This window comes from Bifidobacterium rousetti (genome assembly GCF_008698235.1).
Classification (GTDB): Bacteria; Actinomycetota; Actinomycetes; order Actinomycetales; family Bifidobacteriaceae; genus Bifidobacterium; species Bifidobacterium rousetti.
On record NZ_PEBH01000003.1, the window covers coordinates 16,081 to 35,283 of the forward strand.

Consider the following 19,203-nt stretch of genomic DNA (forward strand, 5'->3'; position numbering starts at 1 on the left):
TTCAACGGTCTTGGCGGTGTCGCCGGCGGCATCGGCCGTGGCCGCATCCGCGGAGGCATCGCCCGTGTTGCCCTGTGCACCACCCATGTCGATGACGGTGGCGTTGCGCTTGTCCTGCATCTTTCCCTGTTCCTCGTCTCCGATCTTGGTCGCCTCGAGCAGCGCCTGACGCACGTCGAGGGCGATGGCCTCGGTGGCCTCGCCGAGCGCGGAGATGTCCGGGCCGTGGGAGGCGATGAAGCGGGACACCGTGACCAGCACGTTGCCCTTCGTCCCCTTGAACACGGTGCGCAGGTCCTTGGCCTCCGCACCCTGCCAGCCGTATCCCGGCGAGAGGATCGGGCCGGTGAACTTGGCCGGATCGACGCCGGTCTCGTTGATCCACTGGCCGATGGTCGCGCCGATGATGAGGCCGACGGAACCCATGCCCTCGATGTCCGCGTTGTGCTTCTGCGCGGTGGCCGCGATGCCGTAGGCCACGGTCTTGCCCGCGTAGTCGCCGGTCTGACGGATCGCGCTCTGCAGGCTCTTGCCCTCCTCATTGGAGGTGAGGGAGGCGATGAACACGCCTCGGCCGTTGTCGAGCGCCTCGTCGATCAGGCCCTGCAGCGAACGCGCGCCGTAGTACGGCAGCAGCGTGATCGCATCGGCACGCAGCGGCGCGTCAGGCTTGAAGTAGGCGTCGGCGATGGCCGAGATCGTGGTCGAAAGGCCGCCGTGCAGGCAGTCGACGATGGTGATGACCCCCATCTGACGCGCCGCGTACAGCACGCGTTCCAGCGCCGCGAATCCCTTCGAGCCGTAACGCTCGAACATCGGCAGCTGGAACTTGACCGCGGCGGCGCGTCCGTTGGCGGCCTGGAGCATACGCATCGCGTACATCTCCGCGCCGTCGGCGTCGACGCTATAGCCCCAATCGGTCAGAAGCTTTCGGTGTGGGTCGATGCCCACGCACAACGGACCGTACTTGTCCATCGAGTTGCGCAGGCGCAGACCGAAGTCCGAGCGCCTCGCGAGCTGTTCCTTGTCCTGTTCCTCTTGGGTGCTGTCGTTCATCGCGGTTCCTTTCGTTGTGGTGTGAACCTTGTGGTGCGAACCTTCAGTAAATCCTTAGAAATCCTTTTTTTCCAACTCGAACAACTGCTTGGAATGCTCCTGGATGCTCATGATCTGGTAATCGTTGCGCTTGACCGCCTCGATGGCCAGCAGCACCGCGGAGAACTCGGTGATGGTGGTGAACTGCGGCAGATCGGCGGCGATGGCGGCGGCTCGGATGGAGTAGCCGTCGGAGCGCGATCCGCGCGAGTTCGGGGTGTTGAGGATCATGTCGATCTCGCCGTCCTCGATGAGCTGGACGACGTTCTTGCCGATCGATCCCTCCGCGTGCAGGACCTTCACCGGAGCTTCCGGATCGGAGTCGACACGGCTGGAGATCTTGTCGACGATCTTCGACTCGATGCCGTAGCGGCGCAGCACGGAGGCGGTGCCCTCGGTGGCCCAGATCGTGAACCCGAGCTCGACGAGACGCACGGCCATCAGCGGCAGCTGACGCTTGTCGGCGTCGTTGACGGAGATGAACACGTTGCCGTGGGTGGGCAGACCGCCGTCGTAGGCGGCGAGCTGGCTCTTAGCGAACGCGTGCGGGAAGTCGCGGTCGAAGCCCATGACCTCGCCGGTGGAGCGCATCTCCGGTCCGAGCAGGATGTCGACGGTCTTGCCGACCGGAGTGCGGAAGCGCTTGAACGGCAGGACGGACTCCTTGACCGCCACCTGCTGGCCGCGGTGCATGACGCCGCCGTCGCCCTTGGGCAGCAGCAGGCCGTTGGCGCGCTGGTCGGCGATGGTCTCCCCCGCCATGATGCGGGCGGCAGCCTTGGCGAGCGCCACGCCGGTGGCCTTCGAGGCGAACGGCACGGTGCGCGAGGCGCGCGGGTTGGCCTCGATGACGTACAGCGTGTTCGCCATGAAGGCGTACTGCACGTTGATCAGGCCCTTGACGTCACAGCCCTTGGCGATGGCGTAGGTGCCCTCGCGCAGACGGCGGATCTGGTCGTCGGAGAGCGTGGACGGCGGCAGGGTGCAAGCGGCGTCGCCGGAGTGCACGCCGGCCTCCTCGATGTGCTCCATGATGCCGCCGATGTACAGCTCCTCGCCGTCGAACAGCGCGTCGACGTCGATCTCGATGGCGTCCTGCAGGAACTTGTCGATGAGCAGCGGGGAGGGCAGGCGTCCGGAGACGACCGTGTCGGCCTTGGCCTCGGCCAGGGCGCGGTCCACGTACTTCTCGAGCTGGGCGTCGTCGTAGACGATCTCCATGCCGCGGCCGCCGAGCACGTAGGACGGGCGCACAAGCACCGGGTATCCGATGTGGTGCGCGGCCTCCTGCGCCTCCTCGAGGCTCAGGGCGGTGCCGTAGCGCGGCGCGTTCATCTTCGCCTTCTTGAGCACCTCGCCGAACAGCTCGCGGTTCTCGGCCAGGTCGATGGCCTCCGGGGTGGTGCCGAGGATCGGCACGCCGGCGGCCTTGAGGCGCGCGGCGAGCGAGAGCGGCGTCTGGCCGCCGAGCTGCACGATGACGCCCTTGACCGGGCCCATGCGCTTCTCGGCCTCGTAGATCTCGAGCACGTCCTCGAAGGTGAGCGGCTCGAAGTAGAGGCGGTCGGAGATGTCGTAGTCGGTGGACACGGTCTCCGGGTTGCAGTTGACCATGATCGTGTCGTAGTCCTTGCCGAGCTCCTGCACCGCATGCACGCAGGTGTAGTCGAACTCGATGCCCTGGCCGATGCGGTTCGGGCCGGAGCCGAGGATGATCACGGCCTCGCGTTCGCGCGGCTTGACCTCGCTCTCGTCCGCGTAGCAGGAGTAGTAGTACGGCGTGGCCGCGTCGAACTCGGCGGCGCAGGTGTCGACCGTCTTGTACACGGGCTTCAGGCCGTAGGTCCAGCGCAGCTCGCGGATCGTGTTCTCGCCCTCGTCGCCGAGGCCGCGCAGATGCGCGATCTGCAGGTCGGACAGGCCGGCGAGCTTGGCGCGGCGCAGCAGCCTGCGGGTCAGGGTCTCGGCCTCACGCACCGTCTGGGCGGTCTCGTTGATGAGCGTGAGCTGCTTCAAGAACCACGGGTCGATCTTCGTGGCCTCGAACAGCTGCTCGATGGTGGCGCCGCCCCAGATGGCGCGCATGAGCTGGAGGTAGCGGTTCTCGGTGGGCGTGTGGATGGCCTTGAGCAGGTCGGCGACCTCCTCGGCCGACGGCTTGTCGCCGTCCCAGTTGAAGCCCATGTGACGCTTGTCGATGGAGCGCATCGCCTTGCCGAGCGACTCCTGGAAGTTGCCGGCCAAGGCCATGGCCTCGCCGACGGACTTCATCGAGGTGGTGAGCGTCGGATCGGCGCCCGGGAACTTCTCGAACGCGAAGCGCGGCACCTTGGTGACCACGTAGTCGATGGTCGGCTCGAAGGAGGCCGGCGTGGACTGGGTGATGTCGTTGCGGATCTCGTCGAGCGTGTAACCCAGGGCCAGCTTGGTGGCGATCTTGGCGATCGGGAAGCCGGTGGCCTTGGAGGCGAGGGCCGAGGAGCGGGAGACGCGCGGGTTCATCTCGATGACGATGATGCGTCCGGTCTCGGGGTGCACGGCGAACTGGATGTTGCAGCCGCCGGTGTCGACGCCGACGCCGCGGATGATCGCGATGCCGATGTCGCGCAGTTTCTGGTACTCGCGGTCGGTCAGGGTGAAGCAGGGTGCCACGGTGATGGAGTCGCCGGTGTGCACGCCGACCGGGTCGACGTTCTCGATCGGGCAGACGACCACGACGTTGTCCTTGCGGTCGCGCATCAGCTCGAGCTCGAACTCCTTCCAGCCCTCGATGCCCTCCTCGATCAGGACCTCGTCGGTCGGCGAATAGTGGATGCCGGCGCCGGCGATGCGGTGCAGCTCCTCCTCGTCGTGGGCGATGCCGGAGCCGAGGCCGCCCATCGTGAAGCTCGGGCGCACGACCAGCGGGTAGCCGAATCGCTCGGCGATGCGGTCGACCTCCTCGATGCTGTGGGCGATGTCGCTGCGGGCCGACTCGGCGCCAGCCTCCTCGACGACCTTCTTGAACAGCTCACGGTCCTCGCCGCGGTCGATGGCCTCGAGGGAGGCGCCGATCAGCTCGACGTTGTACTTCTTGAGCACGCCGGCCTCGCCGAGCGCCATCGCGGCGTTGAGCGCGGTCTGGCCGCCGAGGGTCGGCAGCAGCGCGTCAGGGCGCTCCTTGGCGATGATCTGCTCGAGGATCGGCGTCGCGATCGGCTCGATGTAGGTGGCGTCGGCCATCTCCGGATCGGTCATGATGGTGGCCGGGTTGGAGTTGACGAGGATGACGCGGATGCCCTCCTCCTTGAGGACGCGGCATGCCTGAGTGCCCGAGTAATCGAACTCCGCAGCCTGACCGATCACGATCGGGCCGGATCCGATGACCATCACGGATTTGATGTCGGTGCGCTTCGGCATATCACTTACCTTCCTTGGAGTTGGCGCGCTCGTCGCGCGGGTTGTTCTTCATGAGCTCGCAGAAACGGTCGAACAGGTAGGCGGCGTCGTGCGGGCCGGCCGCGGCCTCCGGGTGGTACTGCACGGAGAACGCGGGGATGTCCACGCACTGCAGACCCTCGACCACGTCGTCGTTCAGGTCGATGTGGCTGACGAACACCTTGCCGTAACGGCCGTCCCCGAACGGGGCGTCGACGGTTTCGCCGATCGGGGCGTCGACGGCGAAGCCGTGGTTGTGCGCGGTGATCTCGATCTTGCCGGTGGTCATGTCCTTGACCGGCTGGTTGATGCCGCGGTGGCCGAACTTGAGCTTGTACGTGCCGAAGCCGAGCGCGCGGCCGAGCAGCTGGTTGCCGAAGCAGATGCCGAAGAACGGGTAGCCGGCGTCGAGGACCTGACGCAGCAGCTCGACCTCCGGGCCGGCCTGCTCCGGGTCACCCGGGCCGTTGGAGAAGAAGACGCCGTCGGGGTTGAGCTCCTCGAGCTCGGCGAATGTGATGGTGGAGGGCACGACGTGCACGCGGCATCCACGCTCGGCCATGCGGTGAGGGGTCATCGCCTTGATGCCGAGGTCCACGGCGGCCACGGTGTACAGCGGCTCCTTGCCCTCGAATTCGCCGCACGGCTCGATGGTGTAGGCCTCCTTGGTGCTGACCTCGTCGTACAGGCTCAGGCCCTGCATCTGCGGGGTGGCCTTGACCGCCTCGAGCAGCGCGTCGACCTCCTTGAGACGGCCCGCCTCGTCCAGCAGGGCGTCGCCGGAGAAGATGCCGGCGCGCATGACGCCGGCGGAGCGCAGGTGGCGCACCAGCTTGCGGGTGTCGATGTCCGCGAGGCCGACGATGCCGTTGGCCTCGAGATCGCCGTCGAGGCTGCCGTCGGCGCGCCAGTTGCTCACATTCGGCGAGGGGTCGCGCACGACATAGCCGGCGACCCAGATGCGGGAGGATTCCGGATCCTCGTGGTTCACACCGGTGTCTCCGATGTGCGGGAACGTCTGCACGACGATCTGACGGTCGTAGCTCGGGTCGGTGAGCGTCTCCTGATAGCCGGTCATGCCGGTGGCGAACACGATCTCACCCGTGGTCACCCCGCGGGCGCCGTAGGGCTCGCCTACATACACCTGCCCATCCTCCAACACAAGAACGGCGTCGTCCTTGCCATAGTTCGCGTTCTCGCTCACCAAAACCCCCTTATCAGCTCGGGTATCCGTGTCTTAGATTATCGGCCAGCGCAGACTCACACGCGCGCCGCGCGCATGCGAATCCCTATGCCTCCGCTGGCGGGAGGCTCGTTCGTCGATCCGTGGGTCTTCGGATCGCTCCCGCTCATAAAAACGCCTCCCGTATTACGGGGAGGCGTTCAATGGAAAATCAGTCGATCGGCCTTTCCTTGGCCGTGCAGATGGCGGACAGCAGTCCGTGGATGAATGCGGGCGAATCGTCGTCGCACAGCGTCTTGGCGAGCGACAACGCCTCGTCGATGGCGACCTTGTCCGGCACGTCATCGTTGAAGAGGATCTCCCAGGCGGCGATACGCAGGATGTTGCGGTCGACGACGCCCATGCGGTTGACCTTCCACCCGGTGGAATGCTGATCCAGTGCGGCGTCGATCTCGCTCAGATGCTCGGCGACGCCACGCACGATCTCGATGGCGTACTCGGGCAGCGGCGTCTGCGCGCCCGGGGTCTCGATGCGCTCCTCGAGGAGGGACAGGATGTCCTGCCCCTTCTCGTCCGCTTCGTACAACGTGTTCAGAGCCCTTTTACGGGCGGTGGAACGTGCCATGCAGCTCTAGGTCCTTTGCTTTACCGGTGTCGACTGTCTTCGGTTACGGGAGGGAACCGATGGGAATTAGTTCTCGCGGCCCAGGTAGGAGCCGTCGGTGGTGTTGACCTTGACCTTCTCGCCCTCGTTGATGAACAGCGGGACCTGGATCTCGGCGCCGGTCTCGACGGTGGCCGGCTTGGTGCCCGCGTTGGAGCGGTTGCCCTGCAGGCCCGGCTCGGTGTGGGTGATGGTCAGGACCACGGAGGCCGGCAGCTCGACGTTCAGCGGGGTGCCGTCGTGGAAGGAGACGACGCAGTCGGTGCCCTCGAGGAGGAACTTGGTGTCGACGAGGTTCTTCGGCACGTAGATCTGGTCGTAGGTCTCCATGTCCATGAAGACGAGGCTGTCGCCGTCCTCGTAGGAGTACTGGAGGTTGCGGTTGTCGACGGTCTCGAACTCGATCTTCATGCCCGCGTTGAAGGTCTTGTCGACGATCTTGCCGGAGAGCACGTTCTTGATGGTGGTGCGCACGAAGGCGGGGCCCTTGCCCGGCTTGACGTGCTGGAACTTCAGTACGGTCCACAGCTGGCCGTCAAGGTTCAGAACGGAGCCGTTCTTGATGTCATTGGTAGTCTGTGCCACGTTTACTCACCTATTTCAAATTCAAACTGAGTGGGCAATACCCAAAAATTGCCTTGTCAATTATGCCACAACGCCCATACAGGGGCGTGGCGCGGTTCATGCGGGCTGTCGGCGTATGGCCGAATATACAGGAAATCCCCTTCGAGATTGCTCTCGAAGGGGATTTCCTAGAACGCTAGTTCAGACGCGTCCGATGCTCGCTGATGGAAATCAGGCGAGGATCTTGGTGACACGGCCCGAGCCGACGGTGTGGCCACCCTCACGCACAGCGAAGGTCAGACCCTCCTCCATGGCGATCGGCTGGATCAGCTCGACCGTGAAGGTCGCGTGATCGCCCGGCTGAACCATCTCGACGCCTTCCGGCAGCTCGATGACGCCGGTGACGTCGGTGGTGCGGAAGTAGAACTGCGGACGGTAGTTGGAGAAGAACGGCGAGTGACGGCCACCCTCGTCCTTGGTCAGGACGTAGACCTCACCCTCGAACTTGGTGTGCGGGGTGACGGAACCCGGAGCGGCCACGACCTGGCCACGCTCGACGTCCGTACGGCCGAGACCACGGAGCAGCAGACCGGTGTTGTCGCCGGCCTCGCAGGAGTCCATCGTCTTGTGGAAGGTCTCGATGGAGGTCACGGTGGTGTTCTGGGTGTCGCGGATACCGACGATCTCGACCGGGGAGTTGACGGCCAGCTGGCCACGCTCGACACGGCCGGTGACGACCGTACCACGGCCGGAGATGGTGAAGACGTCCTCGATCGGCATCAGGAACGGCTTGTCAAGGTCGTGGACCGGGGTCGGGATGTACTCGTCGACGGCGTCCATGAGCTTCTTGATCTGCTCGACCCAGTGCTCGTGGTCCGGGGCGTCATCGTGCAGGGCGCCGTAGGCGGACACACGGATGACCGGGCAGTCACGATCGAAGCCGTTCTCGTCGAGGAGGTCACGGACCTCTTCCTCGACGAGCTCGATGAGCTCCTCATCGTCGACCATGTCGCACTTGTTCAGGGCGACCAGGATCTTCGGGACACCGACCTGACGGGCGAGCAGGACGTGCTCGCGGGTCTGGGCCATCGGGCCGTCGGTGGCGGCGACCACGAGGATGGCGCCATCCATCTGGGCGGCACCGGTGATCATGTTCTTCACGAAGTCGGCGTGGCCCGGGCAGTCGACGTGAGCGTAGTGGCGCTTCTCGGTCTGGTACTCGATGTGGGAGATGTTGATCGTGATACCACGAGCAGCCTCTTCCGGAGCGGAGTCGATCTGGTTGAAGTCGTACTCGGTGTTGATGTCCGGGTACTCCTCGTACAGAACCTTGGAGATGGCCGCGGTCAGAGTGGTCTTACCGTGATCGACGTGGCCGATCGTACCGATGTTAACGTGCGGCTTAGTACGCTCGTACTTTTCCTTTGCCATTACTTTGTCCTCCTGGACGTTTCGTAGGTTTACTGGGTTTCTGGGTTTCGTGCCACATTGAGAAGCCAGAACCCAGTCAGCGGTACACGATATTACCGCTGACTGGAGACTGACCGCAAATCAACGTAGCTACGCGTGTCACTCGCCGCGCTGGGCCTTGATGATCTCGTCGGAGACGTTCTTCGGGACCTCGGCGTAGGAATCCATCTGCATGGAGAACATGGCGCGACCCTGGGTCTTGGAACGCAGGTCGCCGATGTAGCCGAACATCTCGGACAGCGGGACCTTGGCGTCGATGACCTTGACGCCGGTGGCGTCGGTCATGGACTGGATGTTGCCACGACGCTGGTTCAGATCGCCGATGACCTCACCCATGTAGTCCTCAGGGGTGCGGACCTCGACGGCCATGATCGGCTCGAGGATGACCGGCTTGGCCTTCGGGGCGGCCTCCTTGAAGCACATGGAGCCCGCGAGCTTGAAGGCCATCTCGGAGGAATCGACCGGGTGCATCTGGCCGTCGGTGACGGTGGCCTTGACGCCCACGACCGGGAAGCCGGCCAGAATACCGGACTCCATGGCCTCCTTGACGCCGGCCTCGATGGACGGGATGAACTCCTGGGAGATGTGGCCGCCGGTGACGGCGTTCTCGAACTCGAAGGTCTTGCCCTCGGTGGTGTCGAGCGGCTCGAAGTTCATCAGGACCTTCGCGAACTGGCCGGAACCACCGGTCTGCTTCTTGTGCGTGTAGCCCTGGTCCATGACGGCCTTGCGGATGGTCTCGCGGTAGGCGACCTGCGGCTTGCCCTGGGTGCACTCGACCTTGAACTCGCGACGCATACGGTCGACGATGATGTCGAGCTGGAGCTCGCCCATGCCGGCGATCAGGGTCTGGCCGGACTCCTCGTCCGTGGTGACCTGGAAGGTCGGGTCCTCCTCGGCCAGCTTGGCGAGGGCGATGCCCATCTTCTCCTGGTCGGCCTTGGTCTTCGGCTCGACGGCCACCTGGATGACCGGCTCCGGGAAGGTCATGGAGTCGAGGGTGATCGGAGCGTCGATGGCGCACAGGGTGTCACCGGTGGTGACGTTCTTGAGGCCCACGAAGGTGTAGATGTTGCCGGCCTCGGCGGCGTCCACCGGGTTCTCCTTGTCGGCGTGCATCTGGAAGATCTTGCCGACGCGTTCCTTCTTCTCGCGGGTGGAGTCGAGCACGGAGTCGCCCGGCTTGACGGAGCCGGAGTAGACGCGCACGAACACGAGCTTGCCGTAGAACGGGTGGGTGGAGATCTTGAAGACCAGCGCGGAGAACGGGTCCTCGGTCGTCGGGTGACGGTCGATCTCGACGGACTCATCGCCGGGCTTGTAGCCCTTGATGGCCGGCACGTCCTCCGGGGACGGCAGGTAGTCGATGACGCCGTCCAGCATCGGCTGAACGCCCTTGTCCTTGAACGCGGAACCGCAGAAGACCGGGAACGCGCGCTTGGAGATGGTCAGCTCGCGGATGCCGGCGCGGATCTCCTCCTTGGAGAGCTCGCCCTCCTCGAAGAACTTGTTCATCAGCTCGTCGTTCGCCTCGGCGGCGGCCTCGACCAACTTCTCGTGGTACTCCTGGGCCTTCTCCTCGTACTCGGCCGGGATCGGGTCCATGTTGTAGTGGGCACCGAGCTCGTCGCCGGTGTTCCAGTCGTAGGCCTTCATCTCGACGAGGTCGATGACGCCGGTGAACTCGCTCTCGGCGCCCATCGGCAGCTGCATGACGATCGGGTTGGCGCCCAGCTTCTCCTTGATGGTGTCCACCGAGTAGTAGAAGTTCGCGCCCAGCTTGTCCATCTTGTTGATGAAGCAGATACGCGGAACGCCGTACTTGTCGGCCTGACGCCACACGGTCTCGGACTGCGGCTCCACGCCCTCCTTGCCGTCGAAGACGGCGACGGCGCCATCGAGCACGCGCAGGGAGCGCTCCACCTCGGCCGTGAAGTCCACGTGGCCGGGGGTGTCGATGATGTTGATCTGGAACTTGTCCTCGGTGTCGTGCGTCTGGCGGTTCCAGAAGCAGGTGGTGGCGGCGGACTGGATGGTGATGCCACGCTCCTGCTCCTGAGCCATGAAGTCCATCGTCGCGGCGCCATCATGCACCTCGCCGATCTTGTAGCTCTTGCCGGTGTAGTACAGAATACGCTCGGTGGTGGTGGTCTTACCGGCATCGATGTGGGCCATGATACCGATGTTGCGGATCATGTGGAGATCCGAAAGGACGTCTAGCGCCATGAGTTTTCCTTAACTCTCGTTCTACTTGAATTACCAGCGGTAGTGAGCGAAGGCCTTGTTAGCCTCTGCCATCTTATGAGTATCCTCGCGACGCTTGACAGAAGCGCCGAGGCCGTTGGAGGCGTCGAGGATCTCGTTGGCGAGGCGCTCGGCCATCGTCTTCTCGCGACGGGCGCGGGAGAAGTCGGTCAGCCAGCGCAGGGACAGGGTGTTGGCGCGGTTCGGCTTGACCTCGACCGGGACCTGGTAGGTGGCGCCACCGACACGGCGGGAACGCACCTCGAGGGACGGACGGATGTTGTCCAGAGCGCGCTTGAGGACGGCGACCGGCTCCTGCTCGGTCTTCTCCTTGACGATGTCGAGCGCGGAGTAGACGATGTCCTCGGCGATCGACTTCTTGCCGTCGAGCAGGATCTTGTTGATCAGCTGCGCCACCACGGTCGAACCGTAGATCGGATCAGGCAGAACGACGTGCTTCTTAGCGGGTCCTTTACGTGACATATCTCTTACTTCGCCTTCTTTGCTCCGTACAGGGAACGACCCTGCTTGCGGTCCTTGACACCCTGGGTATCGAGCGCGCCACGCACGATGTGGTAACGCACACCCGGCAGATCCTTCACACGGCCGCCGCGCACGAGCACGATGGAGTGCTCCTGCAGGTTGTGGCCCTCGCCCGGGATGTAGGCGGTGACTTCGATGCCGGAGGACAGGCGGACACGGGCGACCTTACGCAGTGCCGAGTTCGGCTTCTTCGGGGTGGTGGTGTAGACACGGGTGCACACGCCGCGACGCAGCGGGCTGCCCTTAAGCGCCAAAGTCTTCGACTTCTTCGGCTTCGGCGAACGTCCCTTACGGACGAGCTGTTCGATAGTAGGCAACTTGAATTCTCCGATTCAGTGTTATCTCTTGCTTTCGTGAGGCCCGCTACGCCGTGGACCACACTCCCCCGATGCGCGTTCGAGCGCATCCGAATCGGAAAGTCAGCCACTGCCCACCGGCCCGATGGCCCGCTCGTCTCTCGCCGCCGCATTGCTGCGCGCGATCCATGCGATTCGCGGGATATCCCAGCCCGCATGCCTGTCACATAAGGCATGCCGCTGGCACACACAAATGTCTAGAATACTTCCGCACGCGACAACGACACGCCGAAGTGCCCCGAATCGCTTTTCGGACCATGACAAACAAGAAACCCCGGGGCTTTCGCCTCGGGGTTTCAGTGGGGTGGATAACGTGGCTCGAACACGCGACCTTCTGAACCACAATCAGATGCTCTACCAACTGAGCTATATCCACCATGTGGCGCTCTCCTCAACCGGCTTGCGTCGGTGTTGGACAACGGGTGGATACTATACAGGAGTTTTCATCGCTGTCCAACATCGGCGTGTCGCGTCCGTGAACGCGCGGTGAAATCACCGCTCCATGTTCGCTTGCCGCCCAGAAAGAACATACGAATGTTCGTTTTTGTTCAATTAGCACAATCCCCTTTAATACCTACTCCCAATTAGGTTTCACCACCATGAAACCCATCAGTGACCGCGTGTCGATGTTCGGATCAACGGTATACTGCAAGTGAAGGCCGGAGTTTAAGATCGGCCGAGAATTCGGCAGGTCGCAACGAGGCGCAGAACGTCGTAAGACCGCAGGCGCAACGCCTTCAAGATAATTGAATACGGCGATAACGATTCGCGAGCACGGTGAGGTCATACGGCGCAGGCGCCGGGCCGTGCACCATCCAACGATGTGTACTGTGTGAGCTGAAACGTCACGCGCCGCGCGTGACGAAGCGGATGAGGCGAAACGTTCCATCACCTCCTTCCCCTATATCAGGCGGCCCCCGGAATTTTTCCCTTCGGTTCCGGGGGCCGCTTTTTGTCGTCCCCTGCCGTCCTTTGTCGTCCCTTGCCGTCCTTTGCCGTCTCTTGCCGTCCGATCCGGCTCGTGGGCGCCGCAGTCGCCTTCCGACACATCCCGGGCATAGACTCGTGACCATGCTTTCCTTCGAAAACGACTATTCGCGCGCCGCGCACCCCGCGATCCTCGACGCGCTCGCCCGCATCAACGACAACCTCTACCCCGGCTACGGCTCCGACCCGATCTGCGAGTCGGCCAAGGCGAAGATCCGCGCCGCCTGCGGCAAGCCGGACGCCGACGTGTGGTTCCTGGTCGGCGGCACCCAGACCAACCAGGTCGTCATCGACGCGATCACCCCGCCCTACGCCGGCGTCGTCACCGTCACCTCGGGGCATCCGAACGTACACGAGGCCGGGGCGATCGAATACTCCGGGCACAAGGTGCTCACCCTCCCCCACCACGACGGCAGGATGGACGCCGACGAACTGGACGAGTACTGCGCCACGTTCTACGCGGACGGCAACCACGAGCACATGGTCTTCCCCGGATGCGTGTACGTCTCCATCTCCACCGAATACGGCACGATGTACACCAAGGCGGAGCTCGAGCATCTGGCCGAGGTCGCGCACCGATACGACATGCCGTTCTTCGTCGACGGCGCACGGCTCGGCTACGGACTGACCTCGACCGGATGCGACGTGACGCTGCCCGAACTCGCGGACATCTGCGACGTCCTGTACATCGGCGGAACCAAGGTGGGCGCGATGTTCGGCGAGGCGGTCGTGTTCACGAAGCGCAATACGCCGAAGCACTTCCTGACGATCATCAAACAGCACGGCGCCCTGCTCGCCAAGGGCTTCCTGCTCGGCGTCCAGTTCGACACGCTGTTCACCGACGATCTGTACTTCCGCATCGCACGCAACGCCAACGAGCAGGCCGACCGCATCCGCAAGGCCCTGCGCGAGAAGGGTTACACGCTCACCTTCGAGGCGCCGACCAACCAGATCTTCGTCACGCTCGACCAGCCGACCATCGACCGGCTGTCGCGGCATGTACGCCTCGGCTTCATGGAGAAGGCCGACGACACGCACACCGTGATGCGCATCTGCACCAGCTGGGCCACCACCGACGAGGAGACCGAGCAGCTCATCGCGCTGCTGTAGCCTTCGCGTCGATCGCCTCGCGCTCCATGTCGACGAATTTGTGGACGGACGCCTCGACCGAATAGTGCTCGCGCGTGTGGGTCGCGTACCGTGCGCCCCACCGCGCGAGTTCGGCCGGATGGTCGATCCACCAGTCGATGCGCCGGGCGAGCATCGCCGCGTCACGCACCGGGAAGAGCGACTCGTCGAGCAGCGCGAACTGGCTCGCCGCGGACAGTTCCGATGCGGCGATCACCGGCACAAGGCCGCTCGCCATCGCCTCGATGACGCTCACCGACTCGATGTCCGCGATCGAGCAGTGCACGAACAGATCGCATGATCGCAGCAGCGCCGGCATGTCCGCGTTGTTGTGGAAGCCGATGTCGGCCCTGCGCTTGAGACGGCGGTTCGCGCGGAACGTGAGATAGTGCTTGAGCGGGCCCGTGCCGGCGATGATCAGCTGGATGTCGCTGGCGTGCCGGCTCATCGAGATCGCCTTGATGAGCGTGATCTGGTCCTTCTCGTGCGCGAGACGGCCGGACGCGACGACACGGAACGGCACACGCGCGGGGGCCTGCGGGTCGACGGGCTCACGGGCGGTGAAACGCGGCGAATACCCGTTCGAGATCACGTGCATCACACCGCGGTAGCCGTGCTCACGCAGCAGGCTCGCGGTCATCTCGGTGGGCGTGTGAATGTGGTCCACCCGCTTGTACAGCCACTGGCGGAACAGCCAGTACAGGAACTTCTCCATGCCGGGGATGTAGCGCAGGGGCCCCGCCGAATACAGCACGTTCTCCGGCTGCAGGTGGAATCCCGCGGTCACGGGGATGCCCATCTGCCGGGCGACCTTCGCGGCGCGGCGGCCGAACTTGAACGGCATGTAGATGTGCACGACGTCGACGCCCCGGAACGCGGTGCGGAACAGCGTGTCGCTGGGCTCGGCGAACTGCATCTGCTGCTTGGCCGCGACCCACGAGACCAGTGGCACCTTGTTCACACGTGCGGGGTAATCGGGCGCGCCGATGCCGACGAGCCTGACGTGATGCCCCTGCCGTTTCAGCTCGGCGGCCCACTGCAACGCCGAATTGGACGTGCCGTTGCCCTGGTTGCCGACCGTGTCCACCACCAGCGCGATGGTCAGCGGACGGTCGATGCGCTCCTCATGGTCTTCTTCGATTGCTTCGATTGCGCGTTCTCGCATTGCTCCATATTACGACCGCCGGGACAAGGCTACGACTGTCGGACGGCGCGGGTGATGTGCGAGACGGCCTCGTAGAGGTCGGCCTCCGGCTTCAGGAGGCTGAATCGGACGAAGCCGTCGGAGTGCGGACCGAAGCAGGAGCCCGGCATGACGGCGACGCCGGCGTGTTCGAGCAGCCATGCGGTGAACTCGTCGGAGGTGCCGTGGCCTTCGGGGACGCGCGCCCAGAGGAACAGGCCGCCGTGCACGTCGGCGACGTCGAATCCGGCCTCCTTGAGACCCTGCGCGAGCACCTTGGCGCGATGGCCGTAGGTGGCGGCCAGCGCGTCGACCGATCGCAGGTCGCTGTTCAGGGCCACGGCACCGGCCTGCTGGATGACGCTGGGCGCGAGCACGGTGGTCTGGTTGTGCACGGCCTTGGCGGCGGCGACGATCTTCCGGTTGCCGGCGATCCATCCGCCGCGCCACCCCGCCACCATGAACATCTTCGACAGGGAGCCGAGTTCGACCGCCACGTCGGCGGCGCTCGGCGTGGCGAGGACGCTGGGGCTCGGCTCGGCGCCGAATTCGATGCCGGCGTAGGCGAAGTCGTTCATGATCGCAAAACGGTGCTCGTGGGCGAGCGCCACGGCCCGCTCGTAGAACCCGGCCGTGGCGACGGCTCCGGTGGGGTTGTTCGGGTAGTTGAGGATCAGGAGCTTGGCGCGGTCCCACAACGCCGGATCGACGGCGTCGAGGTCGGGCAGGTACCCGTGCGCCGGATCAGCGGGGATCGTCTCGAACACGCCGCCGGCGACGGCCGTGGACCCCTCGTACTGCGGATAGTACGGGTCGACGGCCACGACGACGTGGCCCTCGTCGATCAGCGCCTCGATCACCGTGGAGATGCCGACCGAAGCGCCGGCGACGGCGAGGATCTGCGATCGCGTGTCGAGCGTGACGCCGTACCGGTTCGCATACCATCCGCGGATCGCGTCGAGATAGGCGGGGATGCCGCCGAACGCGGGATAGCGGAAGTAGGAAGGGTCGTGCGCGGCGTGGGCGAGCGCGTCCTGCATGAACGCGGGCGGCGCGCCGTCGGGATTGCCCTTGGACAGGTCGATGATGCGGTGTCCGGCCCGGACTGCGGCTGCGGCGCGCGCGTCGGCCTCGGCGAACGGGTTCGGCGGCAGGCGCCTCGCCCTGTGTGCGATCAGTGTGTCGATGATCCGCGGATCGCCGGTCCCCATGACGTTCCCCTCGATTGTCCCCTTGGCGGTCAGGCCATTTGCCGCCCGGCCGCCGCTTCGTCATTTGAAAACGTTGGCCCGATCGTGTTTCCCCCGATCGGTGATTTCCACGATACGGACGTCGCCACCGGCATACAAGGGCGTGTCTATACGCAATGCTTATAGCCGCCTATAGCCGCTCACGGCCGTCGTGGGTTCCGTCACCAAGTTCTATGGGCGATGCGAGAATGTGCCCATGACCGATAACGCACAGATTCCCAACGATTCCGTTTCCCCCACGCGCGCATCCGATCCGGCGGACCGCGTGCTGGGCACGCCGCTCGGCGACCGTCCGACGCGCGTGCTGTTCCTCGGCTCGGGCGAGCTCGGCAAGGAGGTCACGATCGAGCTGATGCGCCTCGGCGCGTGGGTGTGCGCGGCCGATTCGTACGAGGGCGCGCCGGCGCAGCAGGTCGCGCACGAACGCCGCGTGCTGGACATGGCGAACGCCGACGAATTGCGCGCCCTGTTCGATGAGGTTCGCCCGGACATCGTCGTGCCGGAGGTCGAGGCGATCGCCACCTCAGAGCTCGCGGATGCGGCCGCCCGTGGCGTTCAGGTGGTGCCGAGCGCCGAGATCGCGGCGATCTGCATGGACCGCGAGCGTCTGCGCGTGCTCGCCCACGAGGAGCTGGGGCTGCCGACCACCCCGTACCGGTTCGCCGGATCGTTGGCCGAGCTGCGCGAGGGTGCCGGGAAGGTCGGCTATCCGTGCGTGGTCAAGCCGGTGATGAGCTCGTCCGGCCACGGCCAGTCGGTCGTGCGTTCGGCCGATGCGATTGACGCGGCGTGGACCGAGGCGCAGGAGGGCCGCCGCGCCGCCGGCGAGGGTGACGTGTCACGCGTGATCGTCGAGGCGCTGGCCCCGCTGGATTACGAGCTGACCGTGCTGACGGTCTCGTCGTCGGCCGGGATCGTGACGTGCGCACCTATCGGCCAGCGTCAGGAGTCGGGCGATTACCGCGAGTCGTGGCAGCCGGCCGCGGCCGCGGAGTCCGTGCTCGCCGAGGCGGGGCGCATCGCGCGCGCGGCCGTCGAGGGACTGGTCGCCAAGGCGAAGGCGAGCGGCGAAACCGGCTGGGGTGTGTTCGGCGTGGAGCTGTTCGTGCTGACCGACGGCCGCGTGCTGTTCAACGAGGTCTCCCCCCGCCCGCATGACACGGGCATGGTGACGATGGCCTCGCAGCGTCTGAGCGAGTTCGCGCTGCACGCCCGTGCGATCCTGGGTCTGCCGGTCACCGAGGGGCATGTGGCGCTGGCCTTGCCGGCCGGTGCCGTCGCGGCGAGCCACGCGATCGTCGTCGCCGGCGACGGCGAGGCGGAGTTCTCCGGTCTGGCCGGGGCGCTGGCCGAACCGGGCACCGACCTGCGCATCTTCGCCAAGCCCGAGGTGCATGGCCACCGACGCATGGCGGTGGCGCTGGCGATCGGCGACTCCGAAGCGGATGCGCGTGAGCGGGCCGCGCATGTGGCCGACGCGCTGACGATCGACGTGCGCTGAATCCCGTTTCATGAACCATGAAAACCGTCCTGCGACCGATAATGGTCACAGGACGGTTTCTGTTTCGGGGGCCGTCACGACCACAAGGAGGTTCGTCATGATCGATCACATCGGACTGTTCGTCGCCGACGCGAACGAGCGCGCGGGGTTCTACGCCAAGCTGCTGTCCCCGCTGGGCTATGAGAAGAAGCACGAGTTCCCGGGCGCGGTGTGCTTCGCCAACGCCGAGGACGGCGACAGCGTGTGGCTGGAGTCGCCGAAGGACGGCAACCCCGTGGTGCCGACCCATGTCGCGTTCCGAGCCAAGGACGAGGACGCGATCAAGGCGTTCCATGAGGCGGGTCTCGCCGCCGGCGGCGTCGACAACGGCCAGCCCGGACCGCGTCCGAACTACGGCCCGACCTACTACGCCGCGTTCATCCACGACCCGGACGGCAATAACATCGAGGCGATGCTGCGTTGACGCTTGCGCGCCGTTGCAGCGAATCATTCTCACTAACAAAAGTGTGAGGATTGACGCGTCGTCAATCGCACATAACAAACGAACAAACGCTGGAATCCCAACGATTCCGGCGTTTGTTCGCTTGTGTGATCATGTGAGTTAGGCTCACACATTCGTTATTGAGAATGATTCGCTGCAAGCCCCTGCCGCTGTGTGTTGCATGTAGCCGCCGGTTGGTACCCTTTTACCGTTAAGTTCACCCAGAATTCCACTCCTGAAAGGCGAGTAATGGAGAAACTGGAAAAGCTCTACGAGGGCAAGGCCAAGCAACTGTACGCAACCGACGATCCGGAGGTCCTCTGGGTCGAGTACAAGAACACCGCCACCGCGGGCGACGGCGAGAAGAAGGAGGACTTCACCGGCAAGGGCCGTCTGAACAACCTCATCACCACCATCATCTTCGACCTGCTCAAGAAGCGCGGCATCGACAGCCACCTCATCAAGCGCGTGAACGCCACCGGCCAGCTGGTGCGCAAGGTGAACATGTTCCCGCTGGAGATCGTGCTTCGCAACACCGCCGCCGGCCATTTCTGCTCGCGTCTCGGCGTCGAGGAGGGCCTGCCGCTCAAGGAGCCAGTGCTCGAGTACTTCCTGAAGAACGACGACCTGCATGACCCGTTCGTCAACGACGACGACCTCGTCGCCCTGAACGTGTGCACCCGTGAGGATCTTGCCGAGATCGCCCCGCTGGCGCGCAGGATCAACGAGGCCCTCATCGAGATCTTCGCGAAGATCGACGTCAAGCTGGTCGACTTCAAGATCGAGATGGGACGTGCCTCGGACGGCACGCTGCTGCTTGCCGACGAGATCACCCCGGACTCCTGCCGTCTGTGGGACCAGCGCGACCACTCCGGCAAGGTCGAGCACCTCGACAAGGACCTCTTCCGCCGCGGACTGGGCAGCATCATCCCGGCCTACGAGGAGATCGAGGAACGCCTCGCCGAGCTCGCCAAGTCCGAGGGTATCGAAGTCGCCGAATGACGCGTTGATCTGGCTTCCGCCGACGGAACCGTCGCATCCCGCAGGAGCGCACGGTCCGGTGACGGAAGCCAGTTTTGGTTTTGCACGGCACCTTATCGTCCCTCTTTTTCGCAGAACAGTTTTCCGAATATCTTC

Annotated in this window: 14 protein-coding genes, 1 tRNA gene and 1 pseudogene; 4 read left to right on the forward strand and 12 right to left on the reverse strand. The window is 64.7% G+C overall.

Annotated elements, in window-relative coordinates; all coding sequences use genetic code 11:
* Window positions 1-126: 126 nt before the first annotated feature.
* The 10 genes and pseudogenes from pyrF to CSQ85_RS04625 form a co-directional block, all read right to left on the reverse strand.
* A pseudogene (gene pyrF, locus CSQ85_RS13365) lies at window positions 127-1,056 on the reverse strand (orotidine-5'-phosphate decarboxylase); the annotation flags it as partial.
* 54 nt (window positions 1,057-1,110) lie between these two features.
* Complete coding sequence (gene carB / locus CSQ85_RS04585; RefSeq protein WP_150383081.1) at window positions 1,111-4,494, reverse strand: carbamoyl-phosphate synthase large subunit; 3,384 nt, start codon at window positions 4,492-4,494, stop codon at window positions 1,111-1,113.
* A 1-nt stretch (window position 4,495) separates the two neighbouring features.
* Complete coding sequence (gene carA / locus CSQ85_RS04590; protein WP_223846842.1) at window positions 4,496-5,716, reverse strand: glutamine-hydrolyzing carbamoyl-phosphate synthase small subunit; 1,221 nt, start codon at window positions 5,714-5,716, stop codon at window positions 4,496-4,498.
* Between the two features lie 190 nt (window positions 5,717-5,906).
* Window positions 5,907-6,320: a transcription antitermination factor NusB gene (nusB, locus tag CSQ85_RS04595; RefSeq protein ID WP_150383083.1), complete on the reverse strand. Its 414-nt coding sequence runs from the start codon at window positions 6,318-6,320 to the stop codon at window positions 5,907-5,909.
* A 66-nt stretch (window positions 6,321-6,386) separates the two neighbouring features.
* Window positions 6,387-6,944 (reverse strand): elongation factor P, encoded by a 558-nt coding sequence (gene efp, locus CSQ85_RS04600; RefSeq protein ID WP_107041174.1) that lies wholly within the window; start codon window positions 6,942-6,944, stop codon window positions 6,387-6,389.
* Between the two features lie 210 nt (window positions 6,945-7,154).
* Complete coding sequence (gene tuf / locus CSQ85_RS04605) at window positions 7,155-8,354, reverse strand: elongation factor Tu (protein WP_150383084.1); 1,200 nt, start codon at window positions 8,352-8,354, stop codon at window positions 7,155-7,157.
* 138 nt (window positions 8,355-8,492) lie between these two features.
* On the reverse strand, window positions 8,493-10,619 hold the full coding sequence (gene fusA, locus CSQ85_RS04610) for an elongation factor G (RefSeq protein WP_107041172.1): 2,127 nt from the start codon (window positions 10,617-10,619) through the stop codon (window positions 8,493-8,495).
* Between the two features lie 30 nt (window positions 10,620-10,649).
* Window positions 10,650-11,120 (reverse strand): 30S ribosomal protein S7, encoded by a 471-nt coding sequence (rpsG, locus tag CSQ85_RS04615; RefSeq protein WP_043167139.1) that lies wholly within the window; start codon window positions 11,118-11,120, stop codon window positions 10,650-10,652.
* A gap of 5 nt (window positions 11,121-11,125) precedes the next feature.
* Entirely contained in the window at window positions 11,126-11,497 is a 372-nt protein-coding gene (gene rpsL, locus CSQ85_RS04620; RefSeq protein ID WP_003825774.1) for a 30S ribosomal protein S12, read from the reverse strand.
* 339 nt (window positions 11,498-11,836) lie between these two features.
* A tRNA-His gene (locus tag CSQ85_RS04625) sits at window positions 11,837-11,912 on the reverse strand.
* A gap of 695 nt (window positions 11,913-12,607) precedes the next feature.
* On the opposite strand from CSQ85_RS04625, the gene CSQ85_RS04630 reads away from it, so the two are divergent.
* The gene (locus CSQ85_RS04630) at window positions 12,608-13,633 is read left to right on the forward strand and encodes a threonine aldolase family protein (protein ID WP_150383085.1); all 1,026 of its coding nucleotides are present in this window, start codon (window positions 12,608-12,610) and stop codon (window positions 13,631-13,633) included.
* On the opposite strand, the gene CSQ85_RS04635 is transcribed toward CSQ85_RS04630, so the two are convergent.
* Complete coding sequence (locus CSQ85_RS04635) at window positions 13,617-14,816, reverse strand: glycosyltransferase (RefSeq protein WP_150383086.1); 1,200 nt, start codon at window positions 14,814-14,816, stop codon at window positions 13,617-13,619. The genes CSQ85_RS04630 and CSQ85_RS04635 overlap by 17 nt on opposite strands.
* A gap of 29 nt (window positions 14,817-14,845) precedes the next feature.
* A complete protein-coding gene (locus tag CSQ85_RS04640; protein ID WP_150383087.1) occupies window positions 14,846-16,045 on the reverse strand; it encodes a pyridoxal phosphate-dependent aminotransferase in 1,200 nt (399 codons plus the stop codon).
* Window positions 16,046-16,280: 235 nt separating this feature from the next.
* On the opposite strand from CSQ85_RS04640, the gene purT reads away from it, so the two are divergent.
* The 3 genes from purT to purC all read left to right on the forward strand — a co-directional run bounded on the left by purT (window position 16,281) and on the right by purC (window position 19,068).
* Window positions 16,281-17,585: a formate-dependent phosphoribosylglycinamide formyltransferase gene (gene purT / locus CSQ85_RS04645; protein ID WP_150383088.1), complete on the forward strand. Its 1,305-nt coding sequence runs from the start codon at window positions 16,281-16,283 to the stop codon at window positions 17,583-17,585.
* A 97-nt stretch (window positions 17,586-17,682) separates the two neighbouring features.
* Window positions 17,683-18,048, forward strand: coding sequence for a VOC family protein (locus CSQ85_RS04650; RefSeq protein WP_150383089.1), 366 nt, complete (start codon window positions 17,683-17,685; stop codon window positions 18,046-18,048).
* Window positions 18,049-18,315: 267 nt separating this feature from the next.
* Window positions 18,316-19,068, forward strand: a complete 753-nt coding sequence (gene purC, locus CSQ85_RS04655; protein ID WP_150383090.1) for a phosphoribosylaminoimidazolesuccinocarboxamide synthase — start codon at window positions 18,316-18,318, stop codon at window positions 19,066-19,068.
* Window positions 19,069-19,203: the final 135 nt, after the last annotated feature.